Genomic DNA, 14,949 nt, shown 5'->3' with positions numbered 1-14,949 from the left:
GTAAATTAATGTTTTTCATAATGCAAAAAGAGGCTTATTTTTTACGCCTCTTCAATGACTTTTTCTACATATTCAGATGTAGAGCAGGATAAAATCCCTCCATATCTCAGTTTGAACTTTATTATATCTCCCACATTATATGGATACTGGGAATTTGTAACATTAACAATTAAATGGTCACTGCTTGAACCTATTAATTCAATAGAACTGTCCATAGGAATTAGGTCATTCATATTGACATCCTGTTTTCCTACAGCCAAAATTGCCCTTTTCATTATCCCTCTATCCACATATACTTGTCTTTCTCCAAAAGCGTCCATTCCTAATATACCTCGTGGATAAGAAGGTTTTTCTTTTAATTCGACTATCTGTGCTTCTAAAGTAAATACATCGTCATAAGTATGGGGAATTCTGTCTCCAAAAGCCGTTTCCCTACCTAAGACAATAGCTTCTCCTATTCTAAGTTGCGTTATTCCTCTTGGTATGAGACCATTTTGAACTAAGTACAGACTGCTTGAGTTTCCTCCTGAGACTATATCTAAATTCAAGTTGAATTTTTTGTTGATAGAATTTTTTATTTCCACAAGCTCTTCTAATATATCTGGCGTAGGAATAACCGAACCATAACAAGTTAAATTAGTACCTATTCCCCTTAATCTTATACCTTCTAGTTTTACTATTTGTTCTACTATTGGAATAACATCCTCTTTCAATACGCCCTCTCTCAAATCCCCTAAGTCTACCATTAGGATTATTTCATGAATTTTCCTTTGTTTTTTTGCCTCTTCCGATAGGCTTTTTATTGTATCTATTTCTGAGTTTAGGCTTATATCTGCATATTTTATAACTTCTTCCACTTCACTTTTCATGGGAATTCGAAGAAGCATTTTAGGTACCGGTATGTGTTGTAATTTTTTAAATTTTTGATTCGAGAATCTCCTAAGATTTCCACTCCACCCTTTACCATCGTCTGTGCTATTTCTGGAATAGCACAAAAAACTTTTGTAACACCTACTACCTTTATATTTCTCTTTTCACACAAATTAACGATAGTTTGCGTATTTTTTCGAAGTTTTTCTAAGTTTATTCTCAACAAGGGATACACTTAATCTCCCCCATTTCTAAATACATAAGCTATTTTTGATTAATTTCAAAGCTTCGTCAGGATATTTCTTAGACAAAACACCACAAGCCGCCATGATATAATCTCTGTCAATTAAAACTTTTGCCGATGAAGGAGGATAAAGCTCTTTTCCACTTCCTCCATCATTTATATTTTCTAATAATTTTTCTCCTCCTTCAAGTCTTGAAAATATTCCACCGGTACCTATTATCCATTTAACATTTGTCAAATCTCTTCCTTCCACATAAAAGGTTCTTCCTGTAGGTCCAAAATAACTGCTTAATTTACCTGCGTGACGCTTTACTGCCACTTCTAATGCCTTGCTTGCAAGATACAACACAAATTCTTTTTCTTCTTCTTTTTGGGGTATTGGCTTTATATTGTTTATTAGTTCATCTGCATTACTGAATTTTTTATATATATCCTCTCCGCACAAATCAAATAAATTTCTTGAATTAACAAAAACCCCTAAATCCCCCTCTACTGTGCGTTTAGCCAAAGGCTCTGGATTTACAGTTATTTTTTGTATTTCATCGCTTCCTTCAGTAACAGAATGAACATCTGTAGTAGCTCCACCTATATCGACTGCCATCAAATCACCTATGTCATTGTAAAGAAGCATAGCACATTCCATGACAGCACCTGGCGTTGGGATTATATTTCCTGTCACCAATTCTTTTACTTTACTCATACCTGGCGCTGTTACAATATGCTTTTCAAAAACTTTCTGAATCATTTTTCTTGTCGGTTCTACATTTAAATTGTCAATTGATGGATAAACATTGTCTACAATGTATACTTCCTGACCGGCTTCTTGAAAAATGTAGGAAATTTCTTCTCTATTTTCTATGTTGCCTGCATAAATTACTGGCACATTCAACTTTAATTCCGCCAATTTTTCTCCATTATAAAGAGCAGTTTCTCTATCTCCGTAATCCACTCCACCTGCTAAAAGTATTATGTTTGATTTTATTTGTTTTATTTTTTCTAAATCCGTTCTTCTCAGTTTTCCTGCTGTTATAAGTTTTATATTGGCTCCTGCCCCAAGGGCAGCCTCTTTAGCTGCCCTTACAGTCATGTCGTAGACTAAGCCATGTACAGTCATTTTGAGGCCACCAGCAGCACTGCTACAAGCAAGCATCTCACTATATACAAAATCTCCAATTTTATCTTTTAAATTCTCAATAGCCCCCACAAGACCAATATTCACATCCCCATCTAAGACTGTGGTAGGAGCCATCCCTTGACCTATAAAAACAGGATCACTGCCCAGAACAAAAGCATTTACAGTTGTCGTAGTACTTCCAATCTCGGCTACAAGTATGTCAATTGTTTTCCTCATTTTCCTTTTCCCTTCTTTTTTTAACTAAAAAACTTGCCACTTGATTTCCTTTTGTACCTCTTCCAAATCCCGCATCAAAGCCAACACTTTTAGCAAGGTCGTTTGTAATCTGCGTACCTCCACCTACCAAAATTACTTTATCTCTTATTCCTTTTTCTATACAAAGGTCGTGAATTTTTTTCATATTCTTTATATGGACATCGTCATGGGTTATTATAGTGCTGACTAAGATAGCATCGGCATTTTCCTCTATAGCTGCATCAACTAACTTTTCTACAGGACAAGAAGTACCAAGGTAAGTAAATTTTATGCCATATTTTTCAATTCCGCCATGTTTTATGTCCAAAATCTCTCTTAAGCCCACAGAATGTTCATCATTTCCTACAGTTGCAGCAACCACCTTCATAGGCTTTCTCTTAATATCTTCTTCTATTTCCTCATCTGAAAGTATTTCCTCTTCCGGCGGTATTTCTAATTCATTTTTGTCAATAGAAAATTGAACACGCCCTCTTACTTCCACGTACGTTCCCTCCGCAGGATGCATTGGAAGTTTACCTAAAACGACTACATCAGTAAGCCCCAGCTTTTCTGCGTATTTAATAGCCGCGTATTCAGCAGTCCTTTCATCTACAGGCAAAAATAGGTTCATGCTTATTATGCCGTCTCCTGCCCATTCAACTTCTGGCTTTATTTTATCTCCTTTTCTGTACTCAACAGTTTCTTTCAATCTATTTTCTACATTGTCATTCTCATCCAATTCGTCTATATAATGGATTTTCTCATGCTTGCAAAGAGTACATCCATCTATTAAATCGCAAGGTTTATTAAGCCCTTCTGGCAAATTGTTATATCCAAAGTGAGAGCATACTGGTGCAATATAGTCTTTATCTCTTTTGTAAACAGTACCGGCGCCAATACCGCCATTTATAGTTCTTACAATGCCATCTCCATTTCTCTCTGGATAATAGCCTGAATCCACAAAGAAGCCTTCTTCTACTGCCTTAAAGTATCCTCCAACTTCTAAAATTTCTTCCATAAAGAGAATGGCTCTCATCTTTAATTCTCTTACTTTTTTGCCTAACTCTCCATCAAAATTGAGCTTTACCATCTCTTTTAATCCGTCCATGCCGATAAGGGCTTGTTTAGCAGTGTTTATCGCGTTGATATTGTTGTAATGCCATGGGACATTTCTTCCCTCATCAGGAGTAATAGTACTTTGTATATCTGCTGAGGTCAATCGAGATATTAAAAGGTTAAGCACATGTGTTACAGTTGCTTCTCTCATATCGTGCTCAATATATTTTGTATTCATTTGCGCTCTCATTTTATAATCTTTAAAAAGCTGCCTCAAAGCTACTGCATACGGCAAATCCAAACGTATGGAAGGAGTTGGTGGAGCATTTGGTGGCACTGTAGATAAGGCTATGTTTTCTGGTTTCATTCCTACTTTTCTCGAATAAAGTGTATTTATAGCGTGCTGAACTAAAAGTTCAGGCATAACTTTCCATCCATATTTTGCTGTTGCATTGGCATTGTGAGCACCATCAATTTGAAGTATATTAGCATCTGCCATTATTTTCTTAGCAACTGCTGCATCTACAAAAGACCTTACCATGTTTATATTTCTATAAAGGACATTGTACTGAGGGTCTTGATGGGCACCATTTACCCCTTCTTCAGCGAACATAACAGCTACTTCAGGACCGGCTATCCCACTTACATAAGAGTGAAAGTTTATAGGCCTACCGACCTCATCTTCAATTAAATCCAATGCTTTTCTCGTCGCTCTTATTTGTTTTCTCGAAATAGGAACTCCTCCTACACCTTCAGGTGTTCCTTCAATGAGTCCATCAAAATGGCTTTGTCCTAACGTTCTAATAACCATTATGTGGTCTGCTCCATGCCATGCTGCCATTCTCATGCGCCTTATATCATCTTCAAACCTTCCTGAAGCTATTTCTGTGGTTATCACACAATCTGGCTGAGGGTCAATGTTTCCAAAGTGTTTTGCAGCAGGTAAAGGAATACTGTTTTTAAGTGGTTTTGAAACCTGATAATACTCAAAATCGCCAATTTTGTGTTTACCTACATCCTCTCTCCAGTGCCATCCTCTTCTCCTAGGCACATATTTGTCCAAATCCTTTAAAATTTCTTCAATATCTATTTTTTTATCCTTTTCAAGCTTCATTTTTACTAGCCTCCCTTGCTATATCATCAAGCACCTCCAAGTACTCTCCATTAGCTATGGATTTTCCAGCAGTGAGGTAATCCTTTTTAACCCTTTCTGCAACTTTCAACACAATATTTCCTGCTCCTTTTGGCAAAAGACCTCTTTCCTCAATTCTGTTTACAATCTCCTTTGCCTCAATACTAGAAAAACCCATTCGTAAAAGCACAGAACGCTCAATAGATGGAGATGTGTGATAATATGCCAACTCTATCAAAGGATCTACAATTTTTTCTGCCAATTTCCAGAAATACGCGTCTAATTCTTCATCTGTCATGTGCTTTAAGTGTTTGCTTCTTGTTTCAAAATCATCTTCTCGTCTCATACTAATCCTCCATTCTGTAATTCTGAAATTACTTCTTTCACAAATTCTTCACTGGACTTAGTATCTTCTGCTAAAAACTTGATGTCCTCCTCTTTAGGCATTATTCCAAAATGTTGGACACAGTTTTTAATATAGGATTTTTTCAAATTTGAAAGATTGACTTCTCTTGCTTTTATCATAGAAGGATGTTCAGGCAAAATTATATTTTGTCCTGGTATCTCATCATCAGGATTTCCTACTAGAATTTTTATGCCGTTTTGCATAGCAAAAGTAAGCTGAGCCGTTGGATTTTTACCTGCCCCTGTATATTCTGTCTCCTGCACCACTATTATCTGGTCATTTTCCATTTGCTGTGCCAAACTGAAAGCTGCCGCTAAAGAGGTATTTCCCGCTGGTCCTCTTTCTAAACCTTCTAATTGAGCTAAAAGCTCTGTCATGTAAAAGACTTCCCCTTGCTTGACAAGGTAATACCCATCCATGTACCTTAAAGGCCTTGCAGCATTTCGAGGCACATCTGCTCTATCCGGCCAAGTCGCAAAAGGAATTCCAAATCCTGTATGTCCCGTCGTAAAAGACTTTCTATTAAAATCTTTATCTGAGGCCATGTGAAGTCCTGTCAAATCAACACTTGCTCCGTACACCTTTGTATGAGTAGCTCCTGCTTTTATAAGTCCTCTCGCAGTACCTGTCAAATTGCCTCCACCGGCATGGGTGGCCACAACAACATCAGGAAATTTGCCAGTCCTCTCTTTTACTTGCTGAGCTATTTCATATCCCAATGTTTCAATACCAGCAACTCCAAAAGGAGTGTACAAAGAAGCATTAAAATATCCCGTCTCTTCTAATAGCATCAAGTTTACATAAAATAATTCCGGTCCAACAGTTAATTGTATCACTTCTGCACCAAATGTTTCACATTTTCTTCCTTTTTCCAATATTTCTGGCTGCCCTATGCCTTTGCTATCATAAGCTTCTTGGACGACAATGCATTTTAAACCTATCATGGCAGCTTGTGAAGCCACTGCTGCTCCGTAATTACCACTAGTAGCAGCTATGACTCCCTTATATCCCTTTTGTTTTGCGTGATATATAGAAACACTAGCCCGCCTTTCTTTAAAACTTCCTGAAGGGTTACAAGCTTCATCTTTTATAAAAATTCTGGCAGCTTTTCCTGTTGGTGAAACTTTTCTCGCTAATTCTGTTAAATTTTTAAGCTCTATAAGTGGAGTATCCCCTACATTTGCTTCTCTTTGTATTTTAATAATCTCTTCTAATGTATAGCCTGTTTCCTTCATCATTCTTTCATAGTCAAAAGCAATTCCACCTGATTCAAATCTCTCATAATCTATTCCTAAAGATTTTTTCATTATTTCGTTTTTCCTTGCCATTACTTCCTTATACCTACTCATTCTCTTCACCGCCATACAATATCTCTCTTGCTTTTATACCTGCTTTTATAAGCTCAGGAATTGGATTGCCAAAATCGTGAATATACCGGGGATTTACGTCTATTAAAACTCCTTCCACTATTCGGCCTGTAAAAGTCTTAATTTTGACTGTGTCGCCAATCTCTCCATCTTGTAAAAGTAAACCTTTAACCCACATTGTCAAGGGAGTCTCTTTTGTATCTTGAGGTATATTTTCAGCTCTTTCCTCTGGTTCTAAAATTACCTGTTTAATTTTTACCCAATCGCCTTTTTGAGCCATTTTATCTCCTCCTGATCATATCTCTTGCATCACCCATAATAGCTCTAGGTACAGGCAAATCCAGCATAGTAACAAGACCTGGCTGCGCATTTATGACGTGAGGTATCATATTGACACAAAGGGCAATAGTACCTAAGCCCCCAGGTATTTCAGGCTTTATAGACAACTTTATATTTGGAGTTCCTTTAATCTCAATATAGTCTCCAGTCTCTACTCCTTCTTTTTGAGGTAATATCTGTTGCGGATGTTCTAATTCTATTTTTACCTCTCCATCTACCTTTCCATACCCTATTTGGCGACATCCAGCAACGTAACCCGGCTCAACTCTTGCATAAGGGGTCTCTCTATAAGTTTTAGAAACTATAGGCTCTCTTGTCTGCTCAATACCTGAAAGTTTCCACCCTAAAGCATCACAAATCATCGAAATAGACTCAGGAAATCCTATATGCCCTGCAACAGTCCCCTTTTTTACGCCTTTTTCAAATTCCTCAGGAGTGAGTCCCACCCCTTGTTCTTCCATAACAGCTTTTCCAAAAGGAGATAAGTCATTAATTCTTACTGCTTTAATGGAATCAACATCTACGCAAACTCCCGTCAGTGCAATGATTAAATAGTCTAATACAAATCCCGGATTTATTCCTGTACCTAAGACAGATACGCCATTTTCTCTTGCAAGTCTGTCAATTTCTTTGGCTAATTCTAGATGTTGTGCAGAAGGATACGCCATCTCCTCAGCAGTTGTAATGACATTGATGCCATTTTCTACCGCCAATTTAATGAGTGGGAAAACCTTTTCTACATAGGAGGATGTAGCAATAACCGCTATATCAGCACTTCCTTTTTTTATAATATCTTGAGGTTCAGAAGTGATGTAAACAGGTTTAGAATTTGTCCCTAAAATTTCATTCAAATCCTTTCCTCTTTTATTTGGATCTGTATCAATTGCTCCAACTATTTCCATTCCTTTTTTAGAAAGTATCATGTTAGCAATGCCGCTTCCCATTGCACCAAGTCCCCATACTACCACTTTTATGTTTTCCATTCTATCACCTCTAAGAATTTTCTCTATATCTATATTGTATACATTTACTTAAGCTAAATAAAAGCTTTCCCATTCCTTAAAAACCGAAGAAAACCCAATATTAAATTGGGTTTTCTTCGGTTTGCGAGAGTATGCCTTAGTATGTTTCGATTTTCTTAATTTTTTGGAAAATTAAACAATTCTTTTCATATTTATTCAAGGAATAAAATTAAAAATCCTGCATAATGCAGGATTTTTAATTGTTTAAATGCTTTTCTATAAACTTTACAAAGTCTGCTTTAGGTCTTGCTCCTATTATTTTATCTACCATCTTGCCATTTTTGAAAAGCCCTATTGTAGGTATGCTCATTATTCTAAATTGCATTGCCAGCTCATTTTCTTCATCTACATTAACCTTTCCTACTTTAATCTTTCCTTTATACTCTTTTGCTAGTTCATCTATTATGGGAGCAACTAATCTACAAGGCGCACACCATTCAGCCCAAAAGTCTATCAATACTGGTACATCAGAGTTTACAACTTCTTCTTCGAAATTATCGTATGTAATTTCTACCTCGTCAGATTCTTCTGATTGTGTAGCACCGCCATTGAGATGTTTTTCTATAAACTTTACAAAGTCTGCTTTAGGTCTTGCTCCTATTATCTTATCTACCATTTTGCCATTTTTGAAAAGCCCAATTGTGGGTATACTCATTATTCTAAATTTCATCGCCAATTCATTTTCTTCATCAACATTAATTTTACCTACTTTGATTTTTCCTTCATATTCTTTCGCCAATTCGTCAATTATTGGAGCCACCATTCTACAAGGCATACACCACTCAGCCCAAAAGTCTATTAAGACTGGTACATCTGAATTTACAACTTCTTGTTCAAAATTTTCAAGTGTAATAACTAATTCTGCCATAAAACCACTCCTATACTTTTATTTCAATTTTATTTTTATACAAAGCAATTGCTTTATACATTTATTATAAAACAAATTGCTCACAAAACCTAACTTTTAAAATCACTTCATAAATTTTATAAATGTCTCAACTAGTTCATCTATCATGTCATCTTGCTTTTCAGTACACATTGCTCCCTTTACACAGCTAGTAGTATAGCTTTTAAGAAGAATTTTGCCAACGCTGTTTATTGCAGACCTAACAGCAGCCACTTGTACCAGTACATCTACACAATAGGCGTCATTTTCAATCATTTTTTGTATGCCTTTTACTTGTCCTTCAATTTTTCTTAATCTTCTCAACAAATCCTCTTTGCTATCTTGGTACATATTATACCTCCCAACCCCATCGGGGTATCCAATGAATAGTATAAAAGTTTTTCACAGATATGTCAATAGGTTTTTGTTATTTTTTTAATAAATCCTTTACTACCTCTGCCGCTAAAATTAAACCTGCTACAGAGGGAACAAAAGAAATACTGCCGGGTACCAATTTTGAAGAAGTTACAGTTTCCTCACTTTGATAGAAATTTTTTAAAGGCTCTTCTTTAGAGTATACCACTTTTAAAGATTTAATACCTCTTTTTTTAAGTTCTCTTCTAACTATTTTTGCCAGAGGGCATACACTTGTCTTGTATATATCCGTTACTTCAAATTTTGTAGGGTCTAATTTATTTCCTGCCCCCATACTGCTTACTATAGGAATATTTAACGAAATGCATTTTTCTATCAAATCTATTTTAGAAGGCACTCTGTCAATTGCATCAATCACATAGTCATACTCTTTAGACAAAAGCCTATCGCTATTTTCGCTAGAGTAAAACTCTTTAAAAATAATAACCTGGGCTTGAGGATTTATTTCCAATATCCTATCTTTCATCACTTCTACCTTTGGCCTGCCTATTGTATGAGTAGTAGCATGTATCTGTCTATTTATATTTGTGACACACACGTTGTCCCCGTCTATCAAAACCAATTTACCAACTCCTGCTCTTACTAAAGCTTCAACAGCAAAAGAGCCTACTCCTCCTATTCCAAAAACAGCAACAGTACTGTTTTTAAGTTTTAAAAGCCCTTCTTTCCCTATTAAAAGCTCTGTTCGTGAAAAAATGTCCACACTCTTCCCTCCATAAAAAAAACCCCATAGTGCCGTGCCTCCCGGTAGTTTTTGAACCCGGACTCACAAAGTGGGTGCCCTCTTGGCAGCTTCATATTTCCGTTCGAAGACGGCCTATATTCCACTGCCAAAGCCCAGGCTCCCTTATTATTGGTGTTGGCTCAAACTTTCACCGGACCTCACGTACACCACAGGGCTTTTCAGCTTTATTCATCTTTCTATATAAATAATATCACAAAAGCCTCTATTTTTCAACTGGTAAACGTTTATAGGTCTACCTTTATGTGCAATTCCTTTAACTGCTCTTCTGAAACCTCAGAAGGAGCATCTGTCATCAAGCACACTGCATTTTGAGTCTTTGGAAATGCAATTACATCCCTTATGGTGTCGCTTCCCGTTATAATCATTGCAAGCCTATCCAACCCATAAGCTATACCTCCATGTGGAGGAGCACCGTATTTGAAAGCCTCCATCAAAAATCCAAATCTTTCCCACGCTTTTTCTTCGCTAAATCCCAAAACTTTAAACATTCTTTTTTGAAGCTCAGTATCGTGTATCCTTATACTTCCTCCACCAATCTCTGTACCATTTAAAACTATGTCATAAGCCTTTGCCCTGACTTTTAAAGGTTCCTTTTCCAGTAGCTCTATATCTTCATCTTTAGGAGCAGTAAAAGGATGGTGCTTTGCTACATACCTTTTTTCTCCTTCGTCGTACTCTAAAAGTGGAAAATCTACTATCCAAACAAACTCATATTTATTCTCATCAATTAAATTAAATCTCTTGCCAAGCTCTAGCCTCAAATGAGCTAAAGTATCAAAAACTATTCCATCTTTGTCTGCCACAATTAGTAGCAAATCTCCGGCTTCTGCCTCAAGTCTTTCGAGTATTTTCTTCATTTCTTCTTCACTTAAAAATTTAGTAGCAGGAGATTTCACTTCCTTTTCAAAAACTTGTATCCACAAAAGTCCTTTAGCGCCATAAGTTTTTGCAAACTCTACCAGTTCGTCCAACTGTCTTCTTGGCATAGAAGCAGCACCTTTTACATTTATACCTCTGACAGACCCACTGTTTTTTAAAGCATTCTTAAACACATTAAATTCTGATTGTGCCACTATATCAGATAAATCCTTAAGTTCCATTCCAAACCTCAAGTCTGGTTTATCTGTCCCAAATCTTTCCATAGATTCTTGATAAGATAATCTTTTAAAAGGAATTGGTACATCAATGCCTAAAGTCTCTTTAAATATCTCTGCAATCATTTTTTCGTTAATTTTCAAAACATCTTCTACTTCTACAAAAGACATTTCTATATCTATTTGTGTAAACTCTGGTTGCCTATCTGCTCTTAAATCCTCATCTCTTAAACATTTGGCTATTTGGTAATACTTATCAAATCCAGAAATCATAAGAAGTTGTTTGAATATTTGAGGAGATTGAGGCAAAGCATAAAATTTTCCTGGATAAATTCTACTCGGTACAAGATAGTCCCTTGCCCCTTCTGGAGTACTTTTAATTAAAAGAGGAGTTTCTATTTCTATAAAACCATTTCTGTTTAAAAAATCGCGGACAACTTTAGTTATTTTAAACCGAGTCATCAAATTTTGTTGCATTGAAGGCCTTCTCAAATCTAAGTATCTGTATTTCAACCTTATAGCTTCTGATACATTGCTCCTATCCTCTATTGGAAAAGGCGGAGTCTCTGATTTGCTTAAAATTTTTAAAGTATTAGCATATATTTCAATTTCTCCTGTAGAAATTTTAGGATTTACATTTTCCGGAGCCCTTTTTACCACTTTTCCCTCTATTGCCAGTACATATTCACTTCTTACGCTTTGCACTTTTTCAAAGGCTTCAGAAGAAACCTCATTGCTAAAAACCACCTGCACAATGCCTGTTCTATCTCTTAAATCTATAAATACTAATCCTCCATGGTCTCTTCTCCTTTGCACCCATCCCATTACTACAACTGACTTATCTACGTCTTCAACTGTCAATTCTCCACACATGTGAGTTCTTTTAAGGCCATTTAATTGTTCTCCCATTTAACTCCCTCCGTTTATATATTTTTTATCCTTTGTTCTATCTCATCAATGGATATTTCTACTTCGCTTCCAACTCTCATATCCTTTAATTTAACTTTGTTTTCCTTCATCTCTTCTTCTCCTATTACAATAGCAAATTTCGCATTAAGCTTATTTGCGTACTTCATTTGTGCTTTTAAACTTCTATCCATGTTATCTCTTTCTACTTTTAATCCATTAAATCGCAGTTTATTAGCAAGGGCAAAAGTAAATAATTTTGCTTCTTCCCCAACATAAGCTATAAACAAGTCTACACCTTCAGGTTTAGGAATCTCAATGCCATTTTGCTCTAATGTAATAAGGAGCCTCTCTAACCCCATTCCAAAACCTACTCCCGGCATAGAAGGCCCTCCGCATTCTTCTATAAGGCCATCATACCTTCCTCCACCGCATACAGTCCCCTGAGCTCCGATGTCTTTTGAAATTATTTCAAAAGCAGTTTTGGTATAATAATCAAGTCCTCTCACAATTCTGGGGTCAATTATATAATCATAGCCCATTATATCTAAATACTTTTGTAGCTCTTCAAAATGACTTTTGCAATCATCACACAAATAATCTGTAATGAGAGGGGCATCTTTGGTTATCCTCTGACAACTTTCTACTTTGCAATCCAACACCCTCAAAGGATTTATCTCATATCTGACTTTACAGTCATCACACAAATACTCCAAATTGTCCTTTAAAAAATCCTTAAGTACTTTATTATAATTTTTTCTACAAGCAGGACATCCTATACTGTTTATTCTAAGCTCCAAATTATTAAGCCCTAATTTTTTTAATAAAGTCATAGCAACACTTATAACTTCTGCATCTGCAGAAGCGCTTTTAGCACCAAAAATTTCTACTCCAAATTGGTGATGTTCTCTTAACCTTCCTGATTGAGGCCTTTCATATCTGTAAACAGGAGTTATATAGTACAATTTGGTAGGCTGTGTTTCTGCGTACAAATTGTGCTCTATAAAAGCTCTTACAGCTGGAGAAGTACCTTCAGCCTTTAAAGTAATGCTTCTCCCACCTTTATCAGTAAAAGTGTACATCTCTTTTCTCACAATGTCGGTTGATTCCCCTACTCCCCTTAAAAACAACTCAGTATGTTCAAAGCCAGGCGTTCTTATCTCTTTAAAACCGTAAACATCACATATCTCCCTTATGAGTCCTTCTATATATTGCCATTTATATGATTCTGAAGGGAGAATGTCCTTTGTCCCTCTTGGCGCTTTTGTAAGCATTTTACCAACTCCTTTTACATTTTCTAAAAACTTTATACATTTAAAAACCCCTCGTCTGCAACAATTTGCAGGGACGAGAGGTTAAATCCCGTGGTGCCACCCTGATTCGGACTCATTCCCTTAACGCAGGTTCACGGAGCCAGCCTACATTATCGACTGGTCTGCTCACAGGTGTCATTCACAATAGCATAAGTATAAAGATACTCTCAGTCGCGGTATCTTCTCCCTGTATACCTGCTATTGCTACTCTCCTGGTCATCGCATTTATCCCTCATTTTATTTGATATTATACATTATACTATTATTAGCTGTCAATCACAATTATCTTTTTACAGAGATTTCGCATCTAATTTCCAATAAAACTTTTTTCTTGACAGGAAATCAGACGTATTCTATTTTGTTGAAATTTTGGAATTTGAAAAGGCCGTAGGCCGTGTATATAGATACACTTTCCCCCTCCCCATTATATCGAAAAGATATACTTCCAATTTTATTATCAACTATGTAGTGTTAAAAATTGGATTAATCCAATTCATAATTATCAACATTTCATCTTTCAGATCTTCTATTATATTTATCTGCAAATGTCTTTTCCCTCTAAATCCCCTAATGTTTCTAAAAAAGTATAATTGGGTCAAGTTAAAGGCTATCATCATGAATTCAACTATAGCCTCTACGCCCCTAGGGCTATGCAAATAGCAATGATCAAAATGACACTCTGCTTTCAATTGGTGAAATACATTATTTTCAATATCCCATCTTTTATGTATTATCTTCCATAAAGTCTCAACACAAATATTTTTGTTGGTGGTTACAATCCAGACTTCTTTTAACTCTTTCTTATCACCTTCTTGAATATTCTCTAAAAATCTTATAAATCTCACCTTAATATCCATACCCCTCATTTCAAATCCATCATCATCCCAAGCACTAACGATAATCTTCTTTGTGTTTCCTTCACGCACTATCCATTGTTTGTCAGCTTCACGTCTTTGAAACAGTCCTAATGCGTCTTTAACAATATGAAGCCTTTCATCTTTTACTCTGATAACTGCATCCATTCCAATTGCTAGAACTTCCATAATCCATGATGCTTTGCAATACAAAGCATCCGCAACTATAACATCTGCAAAATGATGAAATTTTTTATAAAGCTTTCTAATAAGTCTTTTACCTCCAGTAATTTCACCTTCATCTTTATTTGAAAGGTCTTTTTTAGGTTCTAACATCTCATAGCCTAATACAATATGGGGATCAGAACCCACAGTTGCACAAACAACTGCTCTGTGGAAGTAATGAGTTATTCCTTGTTTATCAACACGGGTAAGGCATTTTTCACACCTCTTTTTTGTACTTTCAAATATCTCAACTCCATCAATAGCAGCAACCTTTATTCCATCTATTGTACCATTTCTAAATACCTTATTTTTGAATATAGTGCTTATTATATGATCATGCAAAATATTCAAACCGTTTATATCAAAACTACTTAAGGAACGTCTAACAGCATCAATATGGGGCAATCTTGTTTTCTTTGGAAATAAATTTTTAAATCTTCTTTTTTTAAGCCAATGTTCAAGTCTATTAAAACTTTTAAGTCTACAGATAAATGTAAGCAAGACTATAAAAGAAATAGTTGAAGTCTCAATTTGAGGATTTAATCTTCCATCTTTTAACCCCTTGATTTTTTCTCCAAGATGGTATACCTTAGAGAAGTAGGTGAGCATTTGTTTTAAATAGCACTTGTTCATCTTAACATCCTTTCTATTGAATTGGTTACAAGATTCATTATAGAAAGGATGTT

At 35.9% G+C, this 14,949-nt stretch carries 14 protein-coding genes, 1 other RNA gene and 1 pseudogene; all 16 read right to left on the bottom strand.

What is annotated here, in order from left to right; all coding sequences use genetic code 11:
- Positions 1-41: 41 nt before the first annotated feature.
- On the bottom strand, positions 42-887 hold the full coding sequence (locus THEWI_RS05925) for an alanine/ornithine racemase family PLP-dependent enzyme (RefSeq protein ID WP_244262336.1): 846 nt from the start codon (positions 885-887) through the stop codon (positions 42-44).
- Positions 866-1,105, bottom strand: coding sequence for a hypothetical protein (locus THEWI_RS15775; RefSeq protein ID WP_244262335.1), 240 nt, complete (start codon positions 1,103-1,105; stop codon positions 866-868). Before THEWI_RS15775 ends, THEWI_RS05925 begins: the two co-directional genes overlap by 22 nt.
- A gap of 16 nt (positions 1,106-1,121) precedes the next feature.
- Positions 1,122-2,465, bottom strand: coding sequence for a GlmL-related ornithine degradation protein (locus tag THEWI_RS05920; RefSeq protein WP_014062783.1), 1,344 nt, complete (start codon positions 2,463-2,465; stop codon positions 1,122-1,124).
- The gene (gene oraE / locus THEWI_RS05915) at positions 2,449-4,653 is read right to left on the bottom strand and encodes a D-ornithine 4,5-aminomutase subunit OraE (RefSeq protein WP_014062782.1); all 2,205 of its coding nucleotides are present in this window, start codon (positions 4,651-4,653) and stop codon (positions 2,449-2,451) included. The genes THEWI_RS05920 and oraE overlap by 17 nt, the downstream gene beginning before the upstream one ends.
- Positions 4,643-5,017 (bottom strand): ornithine aminomutase subunit alpha, encoded by a 375-nt coding sequence (locus THEWI_RS05910; RefSeq protein WP_003869787.1) that lies wholly within the window; start codon positions 5,015-5,017, stop codon positions 4,643-4,645. The genes oraE and THEWI_RS05910 overlap by 11 nt, the downstream gene beginning before the upstream one ends.
- A complete protein-coding gene (ortB, locus tag THEWI_RS05905) occupies positions 5,014-6,426 on the bottom strand; it encodes a 2-amino-4-oxopentanoate thiolase subunit OrtB (RefSeq protein WP_014062781.1) in 1,413 nt (470 codons plus the stop codon). The genes THEWI_RS05910 and ortB overlap by 4 nt, the downstream gene beginning before the upstream one ends.
- Entirely contained in the window at positions 6,419-6,724 is a 306-nt protein-coding gene (gene ortA / locus THEWI_RS05900) for a 2-amino-4-oxopentanoate thiolase subunit OrtA (RefSeq protein WP_003869785.1), read from the bottom strand. The genes ortB and ortA overlap by 8 nt, the downstream gene beginning before the upstream one ends.
- A 1-nt stretch (position 6,725) precedes the next feature.
- A complete protein-coding gene (gene ord / locus THEWI_RS05895; RefSeq protein WP_014062780.1) occupies positions 6,726-7,766 on the bottom strand; it encodes a 2,4-diaminopentanoate dehydrogenase in 1,041 nt (346 codons plus the stop codon).
- Between the two features lie 235 nt (positions 7,767-8,001).
- Positions 8,002-8,370 carry a thioredoxin gene (gene trxA / locus THEWI_RS14805; protein WP_049753480.1) on the bottom strand — a complete coding sequence of 123 codons (369 nt, stop codon included), beginning with the start codon at positions 8,368-8,370 and terminating at the stop codon, positions 8,002-8,004.
- Positions 8,371-8,673: pseudogene (trxA, locus tag THEWI_RS14800) on the bottom strand (thioredoxin); the annotation flags it as partial.
- 102 nt (positions 8,674-8,775) lie between these two features.
- Positions 8,776-9,042: a metal-sensitive transcriptional regulator gene (locus THEWI_RS05880; RefSeq protein ID WP_003869782.1), complete on the bottom strand. Its 267-nt coding sequence runs from the start codon at positions 9,040-9,042 to the stop codon at positions 8,776-8,778.
- A gap of 76 nt (positions 9,043-9,118) precedes the next feature.
- Positions 9,119-9,829 carry a tRNA threonylcarbamoyladenosine dehydratase gene (locus THEWI_RS05875; protein WP_014062779.1) on the bottom strand — a complete coding sequence of 237 codons (711 nt, stop codon included), beginning with the start codon at positions 9,827-9,829 and terminating at the stop codon, positions 9,119-9,121.
- A 17-nt stretch (positions 9,830-9,846) separates the two neighbouring features.
- Positions 9,847-10,029: non-coding RNA, 6S RNA (gene ssrS / locus THEWI_RS13890), on the bottom strand.
- A gap of 66 nt (positions 10,030-10,095) precedes the next feature.
- Positions 10,096-11,874 (bottom strand): aspartate--tRNA ligase, encoded by a 1,779-nt coding sequence (gene aspS / locus THEWI_RS05870; RefSeq protein WP_014062778.1) that lies wholly within the window; start codon positions 11,872-11,874, stop codon positions 10,096-10,098.
- Positions 11,875-11,888: 14 nt separating this feature from the next.
- On the bottom strand, positions 11,889-13,145 hold the full coding sequence (hisS, locus tag THEWI_RS05865) for a histidine--tRNA ligase (RefSeq protein WP_014062777.1): 1,257 nt from the start codon (positions 13,143-13,145) through the stop codon (positions 11,889-11,891).
- A gap of 500 nt (positions 13,146-13,645) precedes the next feature.
- Entirely contained in the window at positions 13,646-14,896 is a 1,251-nt protein-coding gene (locus THEWI_RS05860; protein ID WP_014062776.1) for a transposase, read from the bottom strand.
- Positions 14,897-14,949: the final 53 nt, after the last annotated feature.

The organism is Thermoanaerobacter wiegelii Rt8.B1, from assembly GCF_000147695.2.
GTDB lineage: Bacteria > Bacillota > Thermoanaerobacteria > Thermoanaerobacterales > Thermoanaerobacteraceae > Thermoanaerobacter > Thermoanaerobacter ethanolicus.
Note: the sequence above shows the minus strand (reverse complement) of the source record. Positions and strands in the feature narration are given on the sequence as shown.